Annotated in this window: 13 protein-coding genes; 3 read left to right on the forward strand and 10 right to left on the reverse strand. The window is 64.6% G+C overall.

The genetic code is table 11. The features are described from left to right. Nucleotides 1–684 precede the first annotated feature (684 nt). The 6 genes from G6035_RS17155 to G6035_RS17180 form a co-directional block, all read right to left on the reverse strand. A complete protein-coding gene (locus tag G6035_RS17155; protein WP_176618322.1) occupies nt 685–1,854 on the reverse strand; it encodes an acetyl-CoA C-acyltransferase in 1,170 nt (389 codons plus the stop codon). Between the two features lie 348 nt (nt 1,855–2,202). Then, entirely contained in the window at nt 2,203–3,075 is an 873-nt protein-coding gene (locus G6035_RS17160; protein WP_176618323.1) for a 3-hydroxyacyl-CoA dehydrogenase family protein, read from the reverse strand. 30 nt (nt 3,076–3,105) lie between these two features. Next, nucleotides 3,106–4,179: an isocitrate/isopropylmalate family dehydrogenase gene (locus G6035_RS17165; RefSeq protein WP_176618324.1), complete on the reverse strand. Its 1,074-nt coding sequence runs from the start codon at nt 4,177–4,179 to the stop codon at nt 3,106–3,108. A 50-nt stretch (nt 4,180–4,229) separates the two neighbouring features. Continuing rightward, the gene (locus G6035_RS17170) at nt 4,230–5,714 is read right to left on the reverse strand and encodes an aldehyde dehydrogenase family protein (RefSeq protein WP_176618325.1); all 1,485 of its coding nucleotides are present in this window, start codon (nt 5,712–5,714) and stop codon (nt 4,230–4,232) included. A 10-nt stretch (nt 5,715–5,724) separates the two neighbouring features. After that, on the reverse strand, nt 5,725–6,885 hold the full coding sequence (locus tag G6035_RS17175) for an acyl-CoA dehydrogenase family protein (RefSeq protein ID WP_176618326.1): 1,161 nt from the start codon (nt 6,883–6,885) through the stop codon (nt 5,725–5,727). A gap of 39 nt (nt 6,886–6,924) precedes the next feature. Further along, entirely contained in the window at nt 6,925–8,352 is a 1,428-nt protein-coding gene (locus tag G6035_RS17180; protein WP_176618327.1) for an aminotransferase class III-fold pyridoxal phosphate-dependent enzyme, read from the reverse strand. Nucleotides 8,353–8,469: 117 nt separating this feature from the next. On the opposite strand from G6035_RS17180, the gene G6035_RS17185 reads away from it, so the two are divergent. After that, nucleotides 8,470–10,278: a PucR family transcriptional regulator gene (locus G6035_RS17185; RefSeq protein ID WP_176618328.1), complete on the forward strand. Its 1,809-nt coding sequence runs from the start codon at nt 8,470–8,472 to the stop codon at nt 10,276–10,278. Nucleotides 10,279–10,388: 110 nt separating this feature from the next. On the opposite strand, the gene G6035_RS17190 is transcribed toward G6035_RS17185, so the two are convergent. From G6035_RS17190 to G6035_RS17205, 4 genes are all read right to left on the reverse strand, one after another. Then, a complete protein-coding gene (locus G6035_RS17190; RefSeq protein WP_176618329.1) occupies nt 10,389–11,603 on the reverse strand; it encodes a CaiB/BaiF CoA-transferase family protein in 1,215 nt (404 codons plus the stop codon). Nucleotides 11,604–11,716: 113 nt separating this feature from the next. After that, nucleotides 11,717–13,054, reverse strand: a complete 1,338-nt coding sequence (locus G6035_RS17195) for a cytosine permease (RefSeq protein WP_256128078.1) — start codon at nt 13,052–13,054, stop codon at nt 11,717–11,719. Nucleotides 13,055–13,178: 124 nt separating this feature from the next. Beyond that, nucleotides 13,179–15,203, reverse strand: a complete 2,025-nt coding sequence (locus G6035_RS17200) for a hydantoinase B/oxoprolinase family protein (RefSeq protein ID WP_176618330.1) — start codon at nt 15,201–15,203, stop codon at nt 13,179–13,181. Further along, nucleotides 15,196–17,259 (reverse strand): hydantoinase/oxoprolinase family protein, encoded by a 2,064-nt coding sequence (locus G6035_RS17205; RefSeq protein WP_176618331.1) that lies wholly within the window; start codon nt 17,257–17,259, stop codon nt 15,196–15,198. Before G6035_RS17205 ends, G6035_RS17200 begins: the two co-directional genes overlap by 8 nt. 186 nt (nt 17,260–17,445) lie before the next feature. On the opposite strand from G6035_RS17205, the gene G6035_RS17210 reads away from it, so the two are divergent. Together G6035_RS17210 and G6035_RS17215 are read left to right on the forward strand one after the other, a co-directional pair. Further along, nucleotides 17,446–19,041, forward strand: coding sequence for a PucR family transcriptional regulator (locus tag G6035_RS17210; RefSeq protein ID WP_176618332.1), 1,596 nt, complete (start codon nt 17,446–17,448; stop codon nt 19,039–19,041). Between the two features lie 1,344 nt (nt 19,042–20,385). Then, nucleotides 20,386–21,468, forward strand: a complete 1,083-nt coding sequence (locus G6035_RS17215) for an IS630 family transposase (RefSeq protein ID WP_176618333.1) — start codon at nt 20,386–20,388, stop codon at nt 21,466–21,468. Nucleotides 21,469–21,493: the final 25 nt, after the last annotated feature.

Below are 21,493 nucleotides of genomic sequence, written 5' to 3' on the forward strand. Positions count from 1 at the left end.
ACCCGGCTTTACCCCTGCGGCATCGTCATGGCTACGCCGTAGACCTTCACCATGACCTTCGGACCCAAGAATGTGAACCCGGTCCGAAGTTCCCCGCCATGACTGACGGGTGCGCACCGCAACCCAGCCCAAATCCACCAGATTTAGAGCCGGTCAAATTTCAAGAGGCGTCAAACACCGGTTCCTCGCGTGTACCTTCCCGTCTTGCTCACCAGGCCCGGACCATCTGGCAGTACTGGATCCGTCCTGACTTTGTCGCGGCTGCTCCCACCCGGCCAAAGCGTTCCCAAAGGCCAAGCTGCCGCCAGCTTCACCCCGCTGCTACGACAGCAGGGCCGTAGAGTCCTCTCACCTCCACTCGAACAAACAACGCCTCGCGGCGCACCACCGTTAAATTGACAGACCCGCCGAGTCTCTTCGTGATTTACTGATAGCCAGCTGACCTCGGGCGTTGCATCGACCCCTAGAATTCGCCACTCCGGTCATAGGGTCGTGTTTGGTTTGGTGTTTCGTTGATTTTCCGGTGTTCAGGGTGGTCGGAGGGCCGTGGAATCAGCGTCGAGGCGAGCGGGATAGTGAACGGGACCGGATTAACGAAGGCTGTTTGCTCGCTGCGTGCGCCAACGACATGGGCAGCGATCATGCCGTGGATATTCCGTTATGGGGCGACTATCCCAGCTGGTTCTACAGGGCCCGCAGCACCACGGCGCTGCCCTGCCCTCCGCCGCCGCAGATGCCGGTGGCGCCCACGGAGCCGGCACCCAGTTCGGCCAGCTGGCGGGCGAGCGTGCCGACGATCCGGGCGCCGGACGCGCCGATCGGGTGCCCCAGAGCGATCGCCCCGCCTTTGGTGTTCACGATAGCCGGATTGATTCCCAGTTTTGTCGTTGAACGCACGCCGACTGCGGCGAAAGCCTCGTTGATTTCCACGGCTTTCAGGTCGGATGGCGCGATTCCGGTTCCTTCCAAGGCGGCGAGGATGGCGTTGGCGGGCTGCTCGTGCAAAAGCACATCCGGTCCGGCCACCAGGGCGTGGGAGACAATCTCGGCGATCGGGGTAATGCCCAACTGCTCGGCCGCGGCCTTGCTGACGAGCACCAGTGCCGCGGCGCCGTCGGTGATTTGCGAGGCGTTACCCGCGGTGATGGTGCCTTCCCTGTTGAACGCGGGGCGCAGTTTGCCCAGGGTCTCGACGGTCGTCTCGGCACGCACGCCGTCGTCTGCCCAGACAACGGTTTCCCCGCTTCGGCTCGCGACACTGAACGGTGCGATTTCCGCGGCGTGGAAGTCGGGCGCGGCCGCGGCCAGCCGGTGTGAGCGTGCGGAGAACTCGTCTTGCTCCTTGCGGCCGATGCCCATGGCGGTGTTGCCGTCCTCCGTGGAGGCACCCATGGAGCGTGCCTCGAAGGCATCGCTGAGTCCGTCGAACTCCAGTGTGTCGATCATTTCGATCGCACCGTATCTTGTTCCGGCCCGTGCCCGCTGCACGTGGGGGGCCAGCGACATGGATTCCTGTCCGATGGCGACTACCACGTCCGCTTCGCCGGCTGCGATCATGCGCTCACCGGCCACCACGGCCTCGGTGCCCGAGAGGCAAACGGCGTTCAGTGTCAGGGCGGGGACGTTGAAGCCGATCCCGGCTCCCACGGCGGACTGGCGTGCCGGGTTCTGCCCGGCACCGGCCTGCAGCACCTGCCCGGCGAAGACCCGCTGCACCTCGCCGGCGTCGATCCCGGCACGCCGGAGGGCGGCCGCAGCGGCATGGGCGCCCAGGGCCGTCGCTGAAACGGTGGCGAGGCTTCCGTTGAATCGGGCAAACGGGGTGCGGGCGTACCCGGCGATCAATGCGGTCATGCTGCGTCTTCTTTCTCTGGGTCAATGATGAATTTGCCCCCCAGCGGACTTCACCGGGGAGTCGATGGTGGCGTCCGGCACCACGGCGCGAAGTAGCAGGGCGGAGTCGACGATGTTAGACACGGCACGGTTGGTCGCTATCCGGCCAACAACGGCGTCGCCGACCAGGTTTATGGCCTGCCCGTGCCCTTGACGAGCTTGCCGGAGACGTTCCAATTGGCAAGGTCGTGGTTGCCGGCGGCCTGCAAGGTGCCGAGGATCGTGGTGGCGACCGGCCCTCAGCGTGCGTAGCTGTACCAGCCGGCACCGGCCCTCAGCGTGCGTAGCTGTACCAGCCGGCACCGGCCCTCAGCGTGCGTAGCTGTACCAGCCGGCACCGGACTTCCGGCCGAACATTCCCTTGCTGACCAATGCAGTGATCGCCGGGTCCGGGGCGTCAACGGGGTCGCCTGTTTCCTCGTGTGTGGCGCGCGCGATGTCGGCTATGACGTCCAGGCCCACGAGGTCCATCAGCTCGAACGGCCCCATGGGGTGCCGCAGGGCGAGGCGGGCGGTCGTGTCGATGTCTTCCTTGTTGGCGACCCCGCCGGCAAGAAGGGCCAGTGCCTCCTTTTGTACGGCGCCCATCAGCCTGTTGGCCACAAAGCCCGGGATCTCGCGGTTGATCAGAACAGGCGACTTTCCCAGCCGCCGGGCCAGATCCATGGTGGCATCTATCGTGGCCTGCGAGGTGCCTGGATGGCGGACCACTTCCACGCATTCCATAACCAGCACTGGGTTGAAGAAGTGCATGTTGCACACCCGGTCTGGCCGGCCGCTGGCCTCGGCCACCTTGGAAGATCCCAGGGTGGAGGAATTTGTGGCCAGGATGGCGTGGGGCGGGGCCAGGTGGCCCAGGGTGGCAAAGATTTCCTGCTTGATGTCCAGCCTTTCCGTGGCGGCTTCGATCACGAAGTCGGCGGCTGGGGACACGTTCTCCAGTTGGGTGCTGAACCGCAGCCTGGCTTGGGCCTGCTCGGCCTGATCAGTTGTCAGCCTTCCGGAGTCGACCATTTTGTCGGCGCGTTCGCGGAGTGCGGCCATTGCGGCATCCAGTTGGGTTTGGGAGACGTCGTGGATGGTGGTGGGGTAGCCGGCCAGGGCCGCTGTCATGGCAATTTGCGAGCCCATTGCGCCGGCGCCGATGACGAGGATGTTGGAGATGACGGTTCGTTGTTCCATGGTGGTCCTTTTTTCGGATAGGCGGTTTCGTCAGGGCTGTGCCGCGGCGTCAACCATGTGGCTGGAAATGTGTGCACATATTTGTTCCGTGCAGTGGCGGAGGCTGCCCGTGGCGGGGGGAGTGCAGCCGGCGGCCCCGGCCAACAGGGCTGCCGGTGCGACGGCGTCCACTGCGGAGCGGATGGCTTGCGCGCCCTTGGGCTGGCCGAGGTGGTCGAGCATCATGGCGGCGGCCAGGATTTGGGCTGCGGGATTGGCCGAGTTCGTGCCCGCGAGATCGGGGGCGCTGCCGTGTGCCGGTTCAAAGTACGCTGCAGCGTCGCCCATATTGGCCGCAGGGCACATGCCCAGCCCGCCCACGGTCGCGGCGCCGACGTCGGAGAGGATGTCGCCAATAAAGTTCTCCATGACCAGCACGTCGAAGCGTTCCGGACACGTCACCAGCTGGTAGGCGGCGGCATCGGCATACTGGTAGCAGGCCTCAATGTCCGGGTGATCGGCCGCAACTTCCGTGAAGATGCGCCGGAAGAAGGCGTAGCTGCGCAGCACGTTGCTCTTGTCCACGCACGTGACACGCTGGACTCCGTCGGCAGGGGCCCCGCCACGCCCGGCGGCGAGCTCGAATGCCTTGCGGACGATGCGCTCGGTGCCGGCCCGGGTGACCAGCAGCTGGTCGGCGTGGGCCCAGTCGTTGCCGACGCCGGCGTCACGGGAGGCATAAAGGCCCTCCGTGTTCTCACGCACCAAAACGTAGTCAATGCCTGCACCGTGGTGGCGGACGGGCCGGATATTTGCGTACGCGTCCAGGCCGCGTCGCAGGACCCCGCCCAGCACCCCGGCCTCGGTGCCATCGGGTTTGCGGACTTCCGGCAGCCCCGCCGGGCCCTTCAGCGTGGCGTGGTAGGTGTCCCGGATGCGTTCGAGTGCGCCGATGCCGAGATTCGCTCCCGCGTGCCGGTATGTTCCCGCGCCGCCGTCCTCCCAGCGGAAGTCCAGGGCGAAACCGCCCGCCGTCGCCGTGGCAGAGAGCACGGCAACGGCGGCATCGATGAGCTCTGGCCCGATTCCGTCCCCGGGGATGAGCCCGACGAGGTACGTTTTCACGGCTGCCCGCCTACGCGCGCAAAACGGTAGCGTACTTGGCGACGGCGCGCCTAACCACGGTGCGCCTGGCCGCCGCGCAGGTACACGGTGGTCGTGTGCGAGTAGAACTCCTTGGCGCTCTGCCCCTGTTCCTTGGGGCCGTAGCCGCTCTTCTTCACACCGCCAAAGGGGACGTGCGGGTCTGCGCCGGCGGATTCGGAGTTGACGTGCAGGATTCCCACGTCAAGCTCCTCCATGCCTTCCAGCGCCAGCGTTAGATCCTGCGTGAACAGTGCCGCGGAGAGCCCGAACTCGCTGTCGTTCGCGAGATCAAAGGCGGCTGCGGCGGACGAGGCACGCCGGACGGCGAGCACGGGGCCGAAGAGCTCCTCACGCCACACGTCTGCCTGCCCACTTGCAGGCAGTTCCAAAATGGTGGGGGCAACGAAGTAGCCGGTGGACCGTGCGGTGTCCGTGTACGGCAGCCCGCCCGTCAACAGGGAGGCTCCCTGTGCCAGGGCGCGGTGAATGCCGCTCTGGATGGAGGCCTGGGCCCCGCCGTTGATGACCGGGCCCATGTGGGTGGCATGGTCGGTGGGCTCACCCACCACGAGGGCTTCGGCCCTGTCCCGGAGCATCGTGAGGAATTCGTCGGCGACGCCGTCGGCGACGATCAGCCGGGAGGTTGCCGTGCACTTTTGGCCGGACGAGCGGAAAGCGCCCAGCATGACCTGCTCGGCGGCCAGTTCCAGGTCGGCATCGGCCAGGACGATGGCGGCATTCTTGCCGCCCATCTCGGCCTGGATGGGCACGCCGCGGCCGGCCGCTGCCGCGGCAAGGCTGCGCCCGACCCCTGTGGACCCGGTGAAGGAGAGCCCATCCAGCGCCGCGTGCTCCACGAGGGCGGTGCCCAGGGGGCCCGGCCCGATCAGCAGGCTCAACACGCCCGACGGAAGCCCGGCCTGCTCCATTGCCTGGGCCAGGCGCACGGCCAGCAGCGGCACCGTGCTTGCCGGCTTCCAGACCACCGTGTTGCCGTAGGCGAGGGCCGGGGCGAGCTTCCAGGCCGGGATGGCGATGGGGAAGTTGAAAGGCGTCACGACGCCCACCACGCCCAGTGGCTTGCGTGTGACAAGGATCTTCTCGCCGCGGCGCGGGGAGGAGTAAATGCCTCCGGCCTCGCGGTCACCGTCGTTGCCGTAATAACGGAAGATCTGTGCGGCTCGCAGCACCTCACCTTGGCCCTCGGCCAGCGTCTTTCCCTCTTCCCGGGCCAGCTCCCGTCCCCACGCAGGGGCATGTTCTTCCAGAATGGCGGCCGTACGCAGCAGCACCGCGCCACGTTCATGGGGAGGTGTGTGTGCCCAGCCGTGCTTGGCCGCTACGGCGCTGCGCATGGCGTGGTCGACGTCGGCTGCTCCGGCCTGCAGGCCGTGCGCCACGGTTTCGGACGGGCGTGCGGGGTTGACGGAGGAGAAGGCGCTGCCGCTGCCGTCATGCCAGGTACCGGCGATGAAGTGCTGAAGTTCAACTGCTGTGGACGTTGTTGTTGTCATGGACTGCTCCTTAGCGGAAGGCCGGGATCCCGGTGATGTGATTGCCGAGGATCAACGTGTGGACCTCGTCGGTGCCTTCGTAGGTTCGGACGGACTCAAGGTTGTTGGCGTGGCGTAGCGGAGAATAGTCAAGGGTGATGCCGTTGCCGCCCAGCATGGCGCGGGCGTCGCGGCAAATCTTGATGGCTTCACGGCAGTTGTTGAGCTTACCCACGGAAATGTGGTGCGGCTTCAGTGCACCGGCTTCCTTGAGGCGGCCGATCTGCAGTGCCAGCAGCATGCCCTTGTTGATTTCCAATGCCATGTTGACGAGCTTTTCCTGGGTGAGCTGGTACCCCGCGAGGGGCTTGTCGAACTGGAGGCGTTCCTGGGAGTAAGTCACCGCCGTTTCGAAGCTGTCCCGGGCCGCCCCCATGGCTCCCCAGATGATGCCGTAGCGGGCCTCGTTGAGACACTCAAATGGTCCGCGGAGGCCCTTGGCACCCGGCAGCAGGGCTGTGCCGGGGAGCCGCACGTCCGTCAGTTCGATGTCGCATTGGATGGATGCGCGCATGGAGAGCTTGGGTTCGATCGGCGTTGCTGAGAACCCGGGTGTGCCGGTGGGTACGATGAAGCCGCGGACGCCGTCGTCCGTCATGGCCCAGATGATGGCAATGTGCGCAATGGAGGCCATGCCGATCCAGCGCTTGGAGCCGTTGATGACCCAGTCGTCCCCGTCGCGGCGGGCAAACGTCTTCATGCTTCCTGGGTCAGAGCCCGCAGTGGGCTCTGTGAGGCCGAAGCAGCCGACGACGTCCCCGGCTGCCATGTGGGGAAGCCATTCGTCTTTCTGCTCTTCCGAACCGTGCTTGTAAATGGCGCTCATGGCCAGGGAACCCTGGACGCTGACAAAGGTGCGCAGGCCCGAATCGCCAGCCTCCAGTTCCAGGGCGGCGATGCCGTATTCGACGGCGGAGCGGCCGGGGCAGCCATACCCCTTTAAGTGCATGCCAAGGAGGCCAAGACCGGCCATCTCCTTCACGATCTCCACGGGGAAGACAGCATTTTCATACCAGGAGGCAATGTTAGGCCGGATGCTGGTATCAACGAAGGAACGCACCTTGTCCCGCAGCGCGAGTTCCTCGGCGGTTAAAAGGGAGTCGATGTCCAACAGGTCAGATATTTCAGTCATGGTGTACTCCAAGGGTTGGCGGGTCCGGAAGGGAAGGATTTAGATGGCGGTCAGGGAAGCTGCGCCGCCGTGGTTGTCTGCTGGCAGCACCTGTTCCGTATTCTGTGCCGCGCCCTTCTGTGCAGCGTCGACGGCAATAATGGCGTCTCGCAGCACGGCCAGGCCGTCCCGGAGCAGTTCCTGGCCAATAACCAAAGGAGGCAGCAGGCGGATGACGTTGCCGTAGGTGCCGCAGACCAGTACGAGGACGCCCTGGCTGTGGCATTTGGCGGCAACCTCGGCGGCAAGGTCAGCACGGGTTTCCAAGGTGAGTTTGTCGGTGAATTCCAGGGCCAGCATGGCGCCGCGGCCACGGAAATCGGCAATGACGGACGTGCCATCCATCAGTGGCTCCAGCGTTTCCCTGACCGTAGCCTCGATGGCCAGCGCATTCTCCAACAGTGTGCCGTCCTCGAACGCCTCGAAAACGCCCAATGCGGCGGCGCAAGCCACCGGGTTGCCGGCGTAAGTGCCACCCAGACCGCCCTTGTGCACGGCGTTCATGATCTCGGTCCGACCCGTGACAGCACTCAGAGGCAAACCTCCGGCCAGCGCCTTGGCGGTCAGTGTGATGTCCCCGGCGATGCCTTCGTACTCGCTGGCGAACAGCTTTCCGGTGCGGCCCAGGCCTGCCTGGATTTCATCGACAACGAAAACGATGCCGTACTTGGTGGCCAATTCACGCAGGCCCGCCAGGAAGCCCGGTGCCGGCATGAGGAAGCCACCCTCGCCCTGGATCGGCTCAATCACCATGGCGGCAAATGTTTCGGGGCCGTTGTCCACCAGGAGCTCTTCAACCCCGCCCAGCGCGGTGGCGGCGGTGGTTTCGCCGCTGCGGTGCGCCCACAGCCGGGTGGCGGTCGGGGCACGGAACACCTCGCCGGGGAAGGGGCCAAAGTCCAACTTGTACGGGTTCACCTTGGCTGTCATGGCCATGGTGAGCAGGGAACGGCCGTGGTAGGCGTCGTCGAACACCAGTACCCGCTCCCGTCCTGTGGCGACACGGGCGATCTTGACGGCGTTTTCCACCGCCTCCGCTCCAGTGGAGAAGAGCGCGGTGCGCTTGTCGAAGTCTCCCGGGGTGTGGCTATTGAGCCAGGCCGCCACTTTGGTAAAGGAGTCGTATTCGGTCACCATGAAGCAGGTGTGCGTGAACTTGGACATCTGCAGGGCCACTTGGGCCTGCACGTGGGTGTTGGTGGCGCCCACACTGGTTACAGCAATGCCGGCGGCCAGATCGATGATGCGGTTGCCGTCCACATCCTCCAGGATGCCACCGTCGGCGCGGTTGATGAAGATGGGCAAGGTGACCCCGAACCCGGAGGTGACGTGGGCAACACGCTCCTCGTGGAGAGCCGTGGAGGTGGGGCCCGGAATGGCCGTGGCGAGGTGTCTGGTCTGGGGCAAGGTCTCTGCGGTGCTTGTCATATCCACAAAGGTATTCCGTGCTTCCGTGGTATGCATTGGATGTTCTATCCAAGTTTTTGGCAGAATTGGCCAAATCATCCATATGATGTGTGTCACACCAATGAAAGGACGGTTCCTGTGATCAGCTTGGCGCAATTGCACGGCCAGCTTGGCAACGACCTGAGTCCGGCCACGGGACACCGGGTGGCGCAACGCAGGATCTCCGGGGTCCATATTTCAGAGCTTGAGGACCCCACGCCGTACCTTGAAGGCGGGGAACTATTGCTCACCACCGGAATTCCGCTGTCGGGGCCGTCGGCCAATGTGGCCGCCTATGTCCGGCGGTTGGTGCACCGTGAGGTCGCCGCGCTGGGGCTGGGACTCGGTGCGGGCTTGGACGAGGTTCCGGGGGAGTTGCTGGAAGCCTGCCGGGGGGACGGGCTTGAACTGTTGGTGGTTCCCGCCGGCACGCCGTTCATGAACGTCTCCCGAGCCTACTGGGACCTCGTGGCCAGGGAAGGCCAGGCGGACCTGACGGCCAGCCTTGGTACCCAAACCGCGCTCGCCCGTGCCGCCACGCAACCGGACGCACTGGCCCAGGTGATCAAGGCACTTGCTCAGGCGCTCGGCGGTTGGGCCGCCTACCTGCCCGCGGACCATGCCGCCGCGACCTTTTGGCCAGAATCCAACCGCGCCATTGTGGGGCAGTTGCGCATCGAGGCGTTCCGGCTCAACATGGCCGCGACGCATTCCGCCTCGACCTTCCAGATCCACGGCACGGACGTGGTGGAATATCCCGTGCTCGTGGGGCGCACGACGGTTGGGGTCCTGGCCATCGGGGCCGGGCGCAAACTCACCCGGGCGGACCGCCAGGTCATCCTGACGGTGTGCGTGCTCCTGTCCCTGAAGGCCGCTCAGGGGCAGGAGAAGGACGCCATGGCAGCGGCCCTCGGCTCCGCCGTGGCGAAGCTGTTCCTGAGCGGACACGTGGAAGCCGGCTACGCCCAGGCCGCGGATTTGGGTATCTCCGTGCCTCGGGGAGCCGTGCGGGTGCTGGTGGTCCGCGGCACGCAGGATGCGGCCGCGGATGCCAGCGCCATTGCAACCCGGCTGCCCCGGGAGACCGGCTGGGCGGCCGCGGGTGCGGCCATGGGCGACTGCCGCCTGCGTCACCAGGCGGGGGAGTTGAGCTATTGGCTGCTGGACGCCGACAGCGCCAGCGGTGTGGACCGTGTCCACGGTGCCAATGGATCGGACGCTGCCAATGACCAGGTCCGCCCGGTCGGAACCGCCGGACCGGTGAAAACTCACGGGCTGGGGAGCGCCGGCGACCGTGGCGTCGCCTCCGGCCCCGATGGCACCTACGGTTTCGGGGCGTACGGTGCGGATGCCGTGGCGGAGTATCCACCGGCCGGGGCTTTCCGACAGGCAGTTGATTTCCCGCAGACGGGGGCTCTCCCGCAGACTGGGCCCCTCCCTCCGAGAGGTGCCTTCGCCCCGGCGGGGGCACTGCCTCGGGAGACGGATGTGGACGCTTTCCCCCGGCCCGCGGGGCTGCTGGGCCGCCGCGGCGCCGGTGAACCGGACATTGCGGCGGTGTTGAGCCGGCCAATGCCCATGGAACGGGTGCGGGACGAGGCAGGTCAATTGGCGGCCCTGGTACGGGGTCTGGAGCCGGGCCAGCTTCTTGCGGCGACGCCCGGCGTACTCGATCCCCGGGTCCAGGATTGGGTGGCGGCGTTGCGCGGCTACGCGCGTGCCGACCTCGTGGCCACGGTGCGGGCCTACCTGCGACACCGTGGACAATGGGAGGGGGCCGCAAGGGAATTGGGCGTGCACCGCAATTCCCTGCGGCACAGGATGGCCATTGTCTCCGGGCTGCTTCGGGCCGACCCGGACGATCCGGATGTGGCCGCGAACCTATGGTTGGCGCTGCGCTCGGAGTAGCAGCGAGCCAACCGGTGACGGGCCCACCTACCCGTGGGGCTGCCTTTGGTTCTTGGCGGCCGTGCCGATGGCCGGACATGCGGCTGCCACCGAGGTCCGGCCACGGGCAGTCAGCCGATGAGCGATGTTGCCCCGGAGTCGCTTTCAACGGCGTGGCAGGCAGCCAACCAGGAGCGGACGTCGTCGCTGTTCTCCCCCAACCGGGGCGGCGCCGCCTTGCGCACGGGGATGGCGGGCGTCCAGGTAATAGGATTGCGAATCTGGCGGCCGACGGACTCGCCGGCAGCGTCGTGGACCTCGATCGTGGGCTGCAGGCCAAGGGATTCGGCGTAGGCAAGCCCTTCATCGATGCCGGAGACGTGACCTGCCGGAACGCCGGCCTCGGTGAGCCTGTCCTGCCACGCGAGGGCTGAATCCGCCGACAGTGCCCCCTCCAGGAGCGGGACCAGTTCCATGCGGTGCGCCACCCGGTCGTTGTTGGTGGCAAAGCGCGGGTCCGAAGCAAGCTCCGGCACGCCCAGCAAGCGGGCCAGCTTGGCGAACTGTCCGTCATTGCCACAGGCCACCGCAAGGGGTGCGTCGGCGCACTCCAAAAGCTGGTAGGGAACGATCGAGGGGTGGTCGTTGCCCATCCTGCCGGGGACCCTGCCGGCACCCAAAAACGCCTGGCCCTGGTTGGCAAGTGCCCCCTGCAGGCTGGAAAGCAGGTTCAGTTCCAGATGTGCTCCACGGCCCGAGACCCCGCGGGCGGCCAGTGCCGCAAGGATGCCGATGGTAGCGTCCTTGGCCGTCAACACGTCGACGAGGGCGACGCCGACCTTGACGGGTCCGCCATCCTTCTCGCCGGTGATGCTCATGAGTCCGCCAAGGGCCTGGGCAATGAAGTCGTAGCCCATCAAGTTGGCACCTCCAGTGCTGCCAAAGCCGGTGATGGAGGCGTAGATCAGGGTGGGGTTCGCCGCTGACAGTTCCTCATATCCCAGGCCGAGCCCGGCCATGCCGCCGGGTTTGAAGTTTTCCACCAAGATGTCCGCGCGCAGTGCCAGTTCCCTGGCGGTGGCCAGGTCCGCGGGATCCGCCAAGTCAAGGCAGACGGACTCCTTGTTCCGGTTGACGCTCTCGAAGTAGGTGGCCCCGGTCGGAGAGTAGGGTGGGCCCCAGCTGCGGGTGTCATCACCCTTTCCGGGCCGTTCGACCTTGATGACCCGGGCGCCCAGGTCGGCCAGCGTCATGGTGGCCAGTGGTCCGGCCAGGACCCTGGAAAAATCTGCAACAACCAGTCCGGCCAGCGGGCTCGGAGCGGTGGAGGTGGTTTGCTCTGGCATGGGGGCCTTCCAATCAGTGTGGGTCACTCCTGCCGCCGACACTAGCAGCGGCGGAAGAATCGATCATTGGATGATCTGACTAATTTCTGATCAGATCATCCAATGATCGTGGGTCATGCGGTGCGAAGTGCGGTGCGAATGCCGGTTGCCTTGCGGAGGCCGGCGTAGACGGCCGCAGCCACGACCGCAGTGATGATGGCGCCCAGGCTTGCGCCCCAGGCGAGGTGTGACTGAAGGAGGGCCAGGCCCACGACGGCGGACACCAGCCAGGCGGAGACGCCGGGGACATTGACGGCGCGGAACGTATTGTCCGGGATCCTGCCGGGCTCGGCCGGGTGTCCGTCGAGCCGGTCCATGACGATCTGGGTCAGGGCAATGGCCACCCACCCGGTCACCAACACGCCCTGCCAGGCCAGCGCCAGCAGCAGGTAGTGAACCACGGGCAGTAGCATGAGGGCAAAGATGATGGCGGCGCCCAGTACGGTCCACACGAGCGAGGGGAGCTTGATGTGCAGGATGCGTTCACCCGCTTCGCGCAAGTTGGAGATGCCCATGGCGTAGTTGGCCGTGTTGATGCGGGTCTGTGAGGCAAAGACGACGACGAGGCCGAAGATGCCCATGAGTTTCACCAGCCCGCCGGCAACCCCGGTCTCGGTGGCTTCCACACCGGGCAGGGTGAACGTGAGGAAGATGCCGATCAGCGCATTGACACCGAATGCCAACGTGTAGAACAGCCAGCCGAACGTGACCTTCTTGTGGAAGTCGGCGTCCTTGCGCTTTCCCAACGCGGCGAAATCCATGGTGTACATCATCAGGATCCACACGCCCATGTAGGCGGCGAATGTGGCCAGCCAGCCGGGGCCGCCCTGGGACAGGGTCAGGGGTGGGACTGCGTGGGTCAGCCAATTGGGGGTGAAGCCGTGGACGGTGCCGGCCCAGACGACGGCAATGATCAGGCCGCCCCAGTACAGGGGCAGGAGCCAGCCGTTGATCTTGTCAAGGAATTTGCGCACGCCTCCTGCCACCAGCGGTGTCGAATACAGCACCACGACGGCGCACCACAGGGCCAGCGGGCCGCCGAACTGCGCCTGGAACGCGAAGGCGACGATGGAGCCCTCAAAGACGGCGTAGTAGATGGCCGTGGCGGCAAAGATGAGCGTGGCCAGGATGGAGCCGCTGCGGCCCAGCAGTGTGCGGGAGAACTGGGCCACAGTGAGCCCGTGGCGCAGCGCATAGCCGGAAAGGACTCTGTTGATGGCGCCAAAGACGATGATGGTCAGGACAAGGCCGATGATGGCGTTGACCGTGCCGTAGGCGACGGCCAGGGCGGCCCCGATGTAGACGAAGAACATGGCGCTGACGAGGCCGTACCAGGCCATGGTGAGTGAGCCGCGCCCCATCTGGGCGTCGTCGTTGATGGCGGTCGTGCTAACTGCCTGGGATGTTGACATGGAAAGGCTCCTGAAAACGGGGCGTGGCACAGGGGTGATGGCCCCCTGTGCCACGCTGGCTAGTTGTGGCTGATGCCGGCTACTTCAACTGCGGGTTGGTTCTTGCGGATGGAAGGAAGGGGATTCACTTCCAGTGGGAGGCCGAGCGGCGCTCCATCAAGGCACGGAACTGGACGGTCGTCTTGGGGTACAGTTCCCCGGAGCCCCAGTCCAGGATCACCCCGTGCCGGCGGATTACATCGAGCATGTCCGTCTCGCCGCTTCGGTAGCGGGCGGCGACGGCGGCGGCGTCTTCGGTGAGCCAGCCGCGGCGCTGTGAACGGATCCGTGCCCGCAGGGCCTCGCTGGCGGGGACATCAATTTCGAACTCGTCCAGTTCGGCGTCGATCTCCGTGATCACCACGCCATAGTCGGCTTCGGCCCGTCCGATGGAGACGTAGCCGTCGATGACGTCGTCGAGCACCTCCCCGAGGAGCCGCTCCAGGGGGTCCCCGAAGCCGCCACCGCCGGCGGAGGGCCGGGTGAAGGTATCGCCGGACTCAAGCGGGACGGAGGAGAAGTTCGAACCCAGGAACTTTTCGTCCTCGGTGCCCTTGTTTATCCAGACGCCGTGCGGGATGGACGGCAGCCCGCCCTCGATGCCCCAGGTGATGGAGCGGGCCCGGTCGCAGCAATAGCTCATGACGGTGTCGGTGGCATCGGTGAGCATGCCGCCCTTTTCAATGCCGACGCCGCCGCGGAAACGGCCGGGGCCGCCGGAGTCCGTGGCAATTTGGTGCATGGTGGTCAACACGGGGGAGAGCCGCTCCTGGCCCTCGACCGGCTGGACTGCCAGGCCCGGGCCGAAGACGGGTGCGCTGGCACCCGCACCGTCCTTGCTGGCCCGGCCACCCCAGCCACCGGCCATCCAGTCGTACCACATGAAGTACGGAGAGGACTCCGTGCGCTTGTCCCGGCCACCCACCAGCAGGTACTCGAGGTTGAAGGCGCAGGCCATGGCACGTTCGGGCATGATCTGGCTCCACAGCTCAAAGATGCCGTTCATGAGCTTTTCATACGGGCCCGAACAGAAACCCGTCACCGCGAACGGCCAGCCGGCGTTGACCACTGTGCCCTCCGGGCCGATGTCCGCCTTGACGGCGGCATAGAAGCCCGAGTTCAGCGGAATGTCGGGGAAGAACGTCTTGGTTCCGGCATAGATGGCGGAGAACGTGGTGCCGTAGCCGGAGTTCAGGAACGTGGCCACCGCCGGTGCGCAATCGTTGAGATCGTAGTGGATGCCTTCGCCGTCGAGGGTGAGCTTGATCTTGATGGGCACCAGGCCCTCGCCCTTGCCGGGGTCAAAGTCAATGTAGTCGGTGGTCTCCCACGTGCCCTGCGGCAGCGTCACCAGCCGGCGGCGGACAATGCGCTCCACGTAGTCCTGGGTTTCCTGCATGGCGGCAACCACCGTCTGCTTGGAGTACTTGTCCACCAGGCGCAGGATCTCGCGCTCGCAGACGGCTGTCGCTTCGGACTGGGCGTGCAGATCGCCCATGGCCTGCTGCGGGGCGCGGGTGTTGGAGACCAGCAGCTGGGCCACGTCGTGCAGGAACACTCCCTTGCTCCAGATACGCACCGGGGTGATGCGCAGGCCCTCGCCGAAGTGTTCCTTGGCGTTGACGTCGAAGGAGCCCGGGACGTTGCCGCCGATGTCTGCCCAGTGGCCCTTGTTTTGGGCAAAGGCGATGATCTCGCCCTCGGAGAAGATGGGCCGGATGAAGCTGACGTCGTTGAAGTGGGTGCCGCCCCGGTAGGGGTCGTTGATGGCAAAGACGTCGTTGGGGTGGATGTCCTTGCCGAATTCCTCCAGTACGGCTTTGCACTGGAAGTGCAGGGTTCCCACGTGGACGGCAATGTCGCCGCTTCCTTGCATGACTGTGTTGCCATCGGCATCGCACAGGGCCGAAGAGAAGTCCCGGGAGTAGATGACGAAGGAATAGCATGTGCGCAAGATCTGCTCGCTCATCAGGTCCACGCTGGTGGCAAAGGCGTTCTTGAGTACCTCAAAGGTGACGGGGTCCAGGCCCTGCAGGGCACGGGCGCCGTGGTGTGATGTGTGGTTGGCGCCGGAAGTGCCGCTCTGTTGCGCGATTGCTGTGTCAGTCATTTGCTTGCTCCTGCTCGGTGCCGACGTTCGTGAGGTGGATGCGGATGTTCAGCCACTCATCGATCTCCGCCCGAGTGTGGGGCGGGACGACGGTGGTGGAGTCAAGCTGATCAATGATGGCCGGACCAATGAAGGTGGCCCCTGCCGGCAGCCGGCCGCGGTCGTAGACGGGCGTGTCAATCCAGCCGTCCTTGCCGAAGTAGACCTGCCGGTGGGTGGCCGGATCGCCCGGGTCCTTGACCAGGGTTCGGGCCGGAACAAAGGATGGCTTGGGCGTCTTGCCGACGGCGGAGAGCGCCAATTGGTAGATCTCCACTGGCTGGTCGTCCTGGCGGAAGGCAAATTCGCGCTCATGCTCCTGGTGGAATGTCGCGATCGCGTCTTGCAGCGAGCCCCGGCCCGAACCGATGGGAACGGCAAGGGACCGCCACTGGCCGTGGTAGCGCATAGAGATGGTGCGCTGGAGCACCGAGTTTTCCTCGGACACTCCCTCGTGGCGCAGCCGGGCAGTGGCCTCGGTCTCCAACTCGACAAAGCGGGCCTCGAGATCCTCTGCGTCGGCCGCTGAGGCTAGCGCCGTGTACATGGCGGACAGGTCATGGCGGATGTCAACCAGCAGGCAGCCCAAGGCTGATGTCACGCCCGGGTTGGGCGGGACGACGACGGTGGGAATGTCCAGCTCCCGGGCCACCTCCGCGCCGTGCAGGGCTCCGGCGCCGCCGAAGGCAATAAGGGCGAAGTCGCGCGGGTCATAGCCGCGGCGGATGGAGATCAGGCGGACGGCGTCGGCCATGTTGGCGTTGGCCACCTGGAGCACGGCGTGTGCCGCCTCTGCGTCGGCCATACCCAACGGCTCGGCAATCACGCGGTGGATGGCTTCCAGCGCCAGGGACCGTTGGAGCGTCTTGGCGCCCCCGGCAAGGGTGCTGCCGAGGCGGTTCAGCGCGATGTTGGCATCGGTGTTGGTAGGCTGGTCTCCCCCGCCGTCGTAGCACGCGGGGCCCGGGTCGGCGCCGGCCGATTGCGGCCCGTTTCGCAGCGATCCGGCAATGTCGATGTGAGCCAGGGAGCCGCCGCCGGCACCAATGGTGAGCACCTCAATGCTGGGGAAAACGATCGGATGGCCGTATTCGACCTGCCATTCCTTCGTGATGCGCAGCTCGCCGCCGGAGACCAGGGCGATGTCGGTGGACGTGCCGCCCATGTCCAGGCCAACTGCATTGTCGTAGCCGCACTGCTGGGCGATGTGCTTTGCGGCAATCGCCCCGGCGGCAATGCCGGAGGCAGCCAGCCGGACGGGGTAGCGCTTGACCATACGCGGTGTCATGGATCCGCCGCCGGAGTGCAGCAGGAGCAGGTCGCCCCGGTAGCCGCCGTTCTTGAGTTCGTCCGCCAGCCGGTTGACATAGCCGGAGACCAGCGGCGCCAACACGGCATTGGAGACCGCCGTGTTGAAGCGGTCGTGTTCAAAGATTTCCGGCAGTATTTCCGCCGAGGTGGTCACGGTGGCTTCCGGGATTTCTTCCTCAAGGATCTTTCGCATCCGGATTTCATGCTCCGGGTTGGCATAGGAATTCAGGAAGCACACTGCGATGGTCTTCACGCCGCGCTTGCGTAAGAGGGCGGCAACGCGGCGTGCGTCGACTTCATCGAGCGGGGTTACTGGCTGGCCGGCAAAGTCGGTGCGCTCGGTGACCTCGAACCGGTCGCGGCGGCGGATGTACGGGCCGGAGACATCATTGTAAGCGTCCCAGAGATCATCCTTGGTGCCGTCCCGGATCTCAATCACGTCGCGGAAACCGCGGGTGGTCACCATGGCTGCGGAGGGAAAATTGCGGGTGATCAGTGCATTCGTTGCCACCGTGGTGCCGTGGGAGAACAAGGAGACGTCGGCGAGGTTGATCTCCGCCCGTTTCACCCCGTTCATGACGGCAAGCATGGGGTCCGACGGCGTTGAAGGAACCTTGGTGACCCGCATGCGCTGGGTCTCGTCATCGAAAATGCAGACGTCGGTAAACGTGCCGCCTACGTCGACTGCTACACGGACATTCGCCATCTTTGGTCCTCCGGTTTCTCTGAGGGTTATGCGCCTGTTTTCGGCTTGGAACAACTCTCCGTGATGTAGGTCACCGTTGTCACTGGAGGAACTAAAATCGAACTTGGGGGATTTTGTAATTTCTACAATGCCTACCAAACCACGCCGAATTCACGACGTTTCGACTACCAAAATTGAGGACGAGCAATGTCTGAAAGTTCCACCTTCACGCTCGCGGACGTTGTCAACGAGCCGTCATTGATGTTGGTTCCAGTGGTTCCGGGCGATAATTTCCTCCCGGTGCGCGGCGCCCACACCACCGAAATCCAGGATCCAGGGCGATGGTTTGAGCCGGGGTGGGTGGTCCTCACCACCGGGCTGCGTTTTGTGGGGGCGGATCCGGACCCGGCCATGGCCGCGCGGCTGGTCGCGGACCTGAAGGCCGCCGGGATCACCGCACTGCTGTTCGGAATAGGCATCTACTTTGACAAGGTGCCGGCACCCCTCGTTGCCGCCTGCCGACTCGCGGGCTTCCCGCTGTACACGGTGGCGGAAGAGGTGCCGTTTTACGTCGTGGAGAACTTCATCAACCAGACAAAGTCGTCCCCGGATGCCTACCTGGTCAAGCGCGCCATGTGGCTGAGCAATGAACTATTGGACAGCCTATCGGCGGACGATCCGGTCAGGGCGCTGATTGAGCGGCTGGGTTCGGCATGCCGCGGGACAGCCGTCCTCTATGAGGATTCCGGGCGCATCATCGAATCCACGGGGGAGGGGCCCACCCGGCTGATCTTCAACGAGTTGGCCGCGCACGAGGGCACCGGATCGCTCGACATTGGGCGCTGGCACGTGCTGGCCCGCCCGCTTGTCCTTCGCGGCACCGGCTACACCGTGGCCATCGCCACCCGCAACAAGGCCGTGCTGTCGGAGCTGGGCGAGGCGCTACTAGACACCACCCAGCGCCTGCTGGGGGCCATCAACGGAATCAACCAGATCGCGATGTCGCGCGAACGCCACGAAAACGTCCAGTTGCTGACCACGTTGCAGGACGGAATTTCCGTGGCCCGCGAGTTCCGGCACTGGGAGCGGATGCGATTGTTCCGCTTTGTCCCCTATGAGCCGTTGAGGGCCGTCATGGCCTCGACGACGGCTGGCGCGCCGCTCCACCAGCCCCTTGTCAATGAGTTACTGGAGCGAGCCATGGTGGCCGGGCTTGGATTGCTTCTGGCAGAGAGTGGCCGGACGCCCGACGCTGAGGCGGGACTGCAGGCTGTCGTATCCAACTCCAGCGTGCTGCACGCCTGGCTGGAGTTGGCAGGGAAGTTCATGGACATCGGCTTTTCCGAGCCGTTTACCGACCTGGCCAGCGCACCAGACGCGTTCAGGGAGGCCGAGACGGCCCGGACCATTGCCAGGCGGCGTTCCCGCGCCGCTCGGGGGGCAGGCTCCGTTCGCGGAACTGTTGTGATGCTCGACGAGGTGGACCCGGCGACTTGGCTCCTGGCGTTGCGGGCATCGCCCATGACCGAGGACAAGGTTTCCGCCTTCACCCGCTCGCTCGACGCCGAGTCCGACCTGCGTACCACCGTGATTTGCTACCTTGCACTTGACCATGACGTCGCCAAGGTTGCAAAGCACCTGTTTGTCCATCCCAATACTGTTCGGTACCGCCTGCACAAGGCCGAGGGGCTGCTCCACGGCACGCTCACCACCACATCACTGATTGCCAATCTGTACCTGGCATTCCAGGACGAGATTCTTGCCGTCCAGGAGAACTGGCGTGATCGGGATGCCGGGGCGTGAGGCTGGTGTCGGATTGAAGATCGACCACCGCGAATTTCCCACAAGGGTCGTTCACAGGTAGGCGGCGGAATACGAAATCCAAAGCTCGGACAGGTCTCGCGTGCTCTTCAGTCTTCTCCCTGTCTCTTCCCCGATGCGCTTGAGCCGGTACCCCGAGCGATCGGAAGGCCAATTGTTGCCCGTAACTGCCCGACCGCGTTCGGGAAAGTGAGGACCGCGGAATCTAGCCACTCTTTGCGATTGAATGTTGAAAATGATGAGCGCCCCGTGCTGAAAATGATGACTATAAACTCAGGATAAGCCTGTTGAATTAGATGAGTAAAAGATGACTCCGGTCCGAAATGGTCCTGATCTGCGGTACATAACCGCGGGTCAGGACCATGTTGGTGCCCCGGGCCGGACTCGAACCGGCGGCCAAGAGAATCTGACGCACTGGGTTCTGCGAGGTGTTATTGCTTTTTGAAATCCTTGTATTTCAGGGGGTCTTGGCGGTTTTCGCGGATTCTGGAAGCTCGTTGATTGGTGCGGTTTACGGTTGAAATAGATGGGTAAAAGGTCAGTGCTCCGACTTTGTCCCTGACTGTTTTTTCGACCTCATCGAAAACAGGTTCAACTGTTTTGCGGCATCGTGGAGTGCGTGCCGTTGTCCGCTGCCTACGATTTTACGTCTGGGTTGCTATCCGACTCGTGGGCAGGCGAGAGCCCTTGAAAACCATGTACAGCGGGCGGCGGTGGCCTATTCGCAGGTCGGCAGGTGCCGGTGCTTCGGGCCCATGGGCCCGGCGGCGCCGGTATCTAAACCGTACCTGCTCGTGGCCGGGTGGTCCTCATGATCCGTGTATGCAGGATGGCGTTTTCTGGGCGCTCTTCATTCAGTTCCTGCCTCGGGACTGTCTGAATAACGGTGGATCCATGGTTGGCCTGACACGCCGGGCGTTGCCAGGCGGGGAGGACTAATCATGAGCGACACCACGGATCCCATGGCGACTGGTATGGATCAGCAAGAATTAGCGCGCGGCTTCACCGCAGCTTACGGAACGAGGGCTATTCCAGGAACGTTGCGGAACGGGCGTTAATCAGCCGGGAACCAATCTTGAAGTCCTTGGCCCAGCAAGGAACCGGGCCCCAAACGGGCGGTAAGAAGTTGTCGAGTCGTTGCGCCGTCATGCAGCTGCTCGGCACCAATCGGTACGGACTGGGTAGGCGCCACATCCCAATCCGGTAACGCAGTCTGATATTGACCCTCTGCCTCCACCGCATTGTAGAACGCGAAGAGGTCAGCCGTGGACCTAGTGTATCGTGTCGTTAATTCCTTTGGGTCTGGTTGTTTGTCGGACTTGATTCATGGTTTATCTGGCAAGGGCTTTGGAGTTGCGTGACGGGGACCGGGTTGCTTTGGAGGCGCTGCCTCGCGGGAAGGCAACCACCGCGACGGTGGCCCAGCGGGCGCGGACGGTTTTGTTGGCTGCCGACGGGCTGCCGAATGTTGAGATTGAGAAGATCACTGGGTTTTCGGCACCCACGGTCTTGAAGTGGCGCAACCGCTATGCCGAGGGCGGGATCGGGGCCCTTTCCGATGTCCGGCGCCCGGGCCGGGAGCGGGAGATCGACGAACTCGCCCTGGTCGCGGACACTCTGAGCAATGACGGGAAACCGCCGGCGGAGCTGGGGATCTCGCACTGGTCCGCCCGGATCATGGCCGAACGCCACGCAATCTCGTTTTCCTCCGTGGCCCGGATCTGGCGCCGGTGGAAGATCCAGCCGCACCGGATCGAGACGTTCAAGATCTCCACCGATCCCGCCCTGGAGTCCAGGCTCCGGGACGTGGTGGGCCTGTACATGTCCCGGCCGGAAAGCGCGGTAGTTGTCAGTATCGATGAGAAAACCCACATCCAGGCGCTGTCCCGCACCGGCCCGGTCCAGCCGCTGTCCCCGACGCACCCGCTGCAGCAGACCCAGGACTACAAGCGCAACGGCACCACCACCTTGTTCGCCGCCCTCGAGGTCCTCACCGGCAAACTCAGCGCGAACGCCTTCTACCCCAAGCACACCAACATCGAGTTCGTCGATTTTCTGGGCCGGGTCGCGGACGCGCACCCCGGGGTTGAGCTGCATGTCATCTGCGACAACTACGCGACCCTTAAGCACCAGAAAGTGAAGGACTGGCTGGCCAAAAACCGGCGGGTCACCCTGCATTTCACCTCGACCAGCTGTTCCTGGCTGAACATGGTGGAAATCTTCTTCGGCATCATCACCCGCGAGTGCCTCAAACGCGGGGTATTCAGCTCCGTCCAAGAGCTGGAACAATCCATGGAACGGTACATCGATAACTACAACCAGGACGCCAAACCATTCACCTGGACCAAATCAGCGGACTACCTCCCGGGAAAGATGAAGCGCAAACAAACCATTAACACGCAGCACTAGGTGTGCAGCGATGCTGTCAGGCGCC

Source organism: Arthrobacter sp. SDTb3-6, from assembly GCF_013376095.1.
In the GTDB taxonomy this organism is placed as follows: Bacteria; Actinomycetota; Actinomycetes; order Actinomycetales; family Micrococcaceae; genus Specibacter.

Coding starts and splice junctions, on each gene's coding strand:
- G6035_RS17160 (WP_176618323.1), bottom strand. CDS start 3,075: ATGGAACAACGAACCGTCATCTCCAACATCCTCGTCATCGGCGCCGGC.
- G6035_RS17180 (WP_176618327.1), bottom strand. CDS start 8,352: ATGACAAGCACCGCAGAGACCTTGCCCCAGACCAGACACCTCGCCACG.
- G6035_RS17195 (WP_256128078.1), bottom strand. CDS start 13,054: ATGTCAACATCCCAGGCAGTTAGCACGACCGCCATCAACGACGACGCC.
- G6035_RS17200 (WP_176618330.1), bottom strand. CDS start 15,203: ATGACTGACACAGCAATCGCGCAACAGAGCGGCACTTCCGGCGCCAAC.
- G6035_RS17190 (WP_176618329.1), bottom strand. CDS start 11,603: ATGCCAGAGCAAACCACCTCCACCGCTCCGAGCCCGCTGGCCGGACTG.
- G6035_RS17205 (WP_176618331.1), bottom strand. CDS start 17,259: ATGGCGAATGTCCGTGTAGCAGTCGACGTAGGCGGCACGTTTACCGAC.
- G6035_RS17215 (WP_176618333.1), top strand. CDS start 20,386: ATGGTTTATCTGGCAAGGGCTTTGGAGTTGCGTGACGGGGACCGGGTT.
- G6035_RS17170 (WP_176618325.1), bottom strand. CDS start 5,714: ATGACAACAACAACGTCCACAGCAGTTGAACTTCAGCACTTCATCGCC.
- G6035_RS17155 (WP_176618322.1), bottom strand. CDS start 1,854: ATGACCGCATTGATCGCCGGGTACGCCCGCACCCCGTTTGCCCGATTC.
- G6035_RS17210 (WP_176618332.1), top strand. CDS start 17,446: ATGTCTGAAAGTTCCACCTTCACGCTCGCGGACGTTGTCAACGAGCCG.
- G6035_RS17175 (WP_176618326.1), bottom strand. CDS start 6,885: ATGACTGAAATATCTGACCTGTTGGACATCGACTCCCTTTTAACCGCC.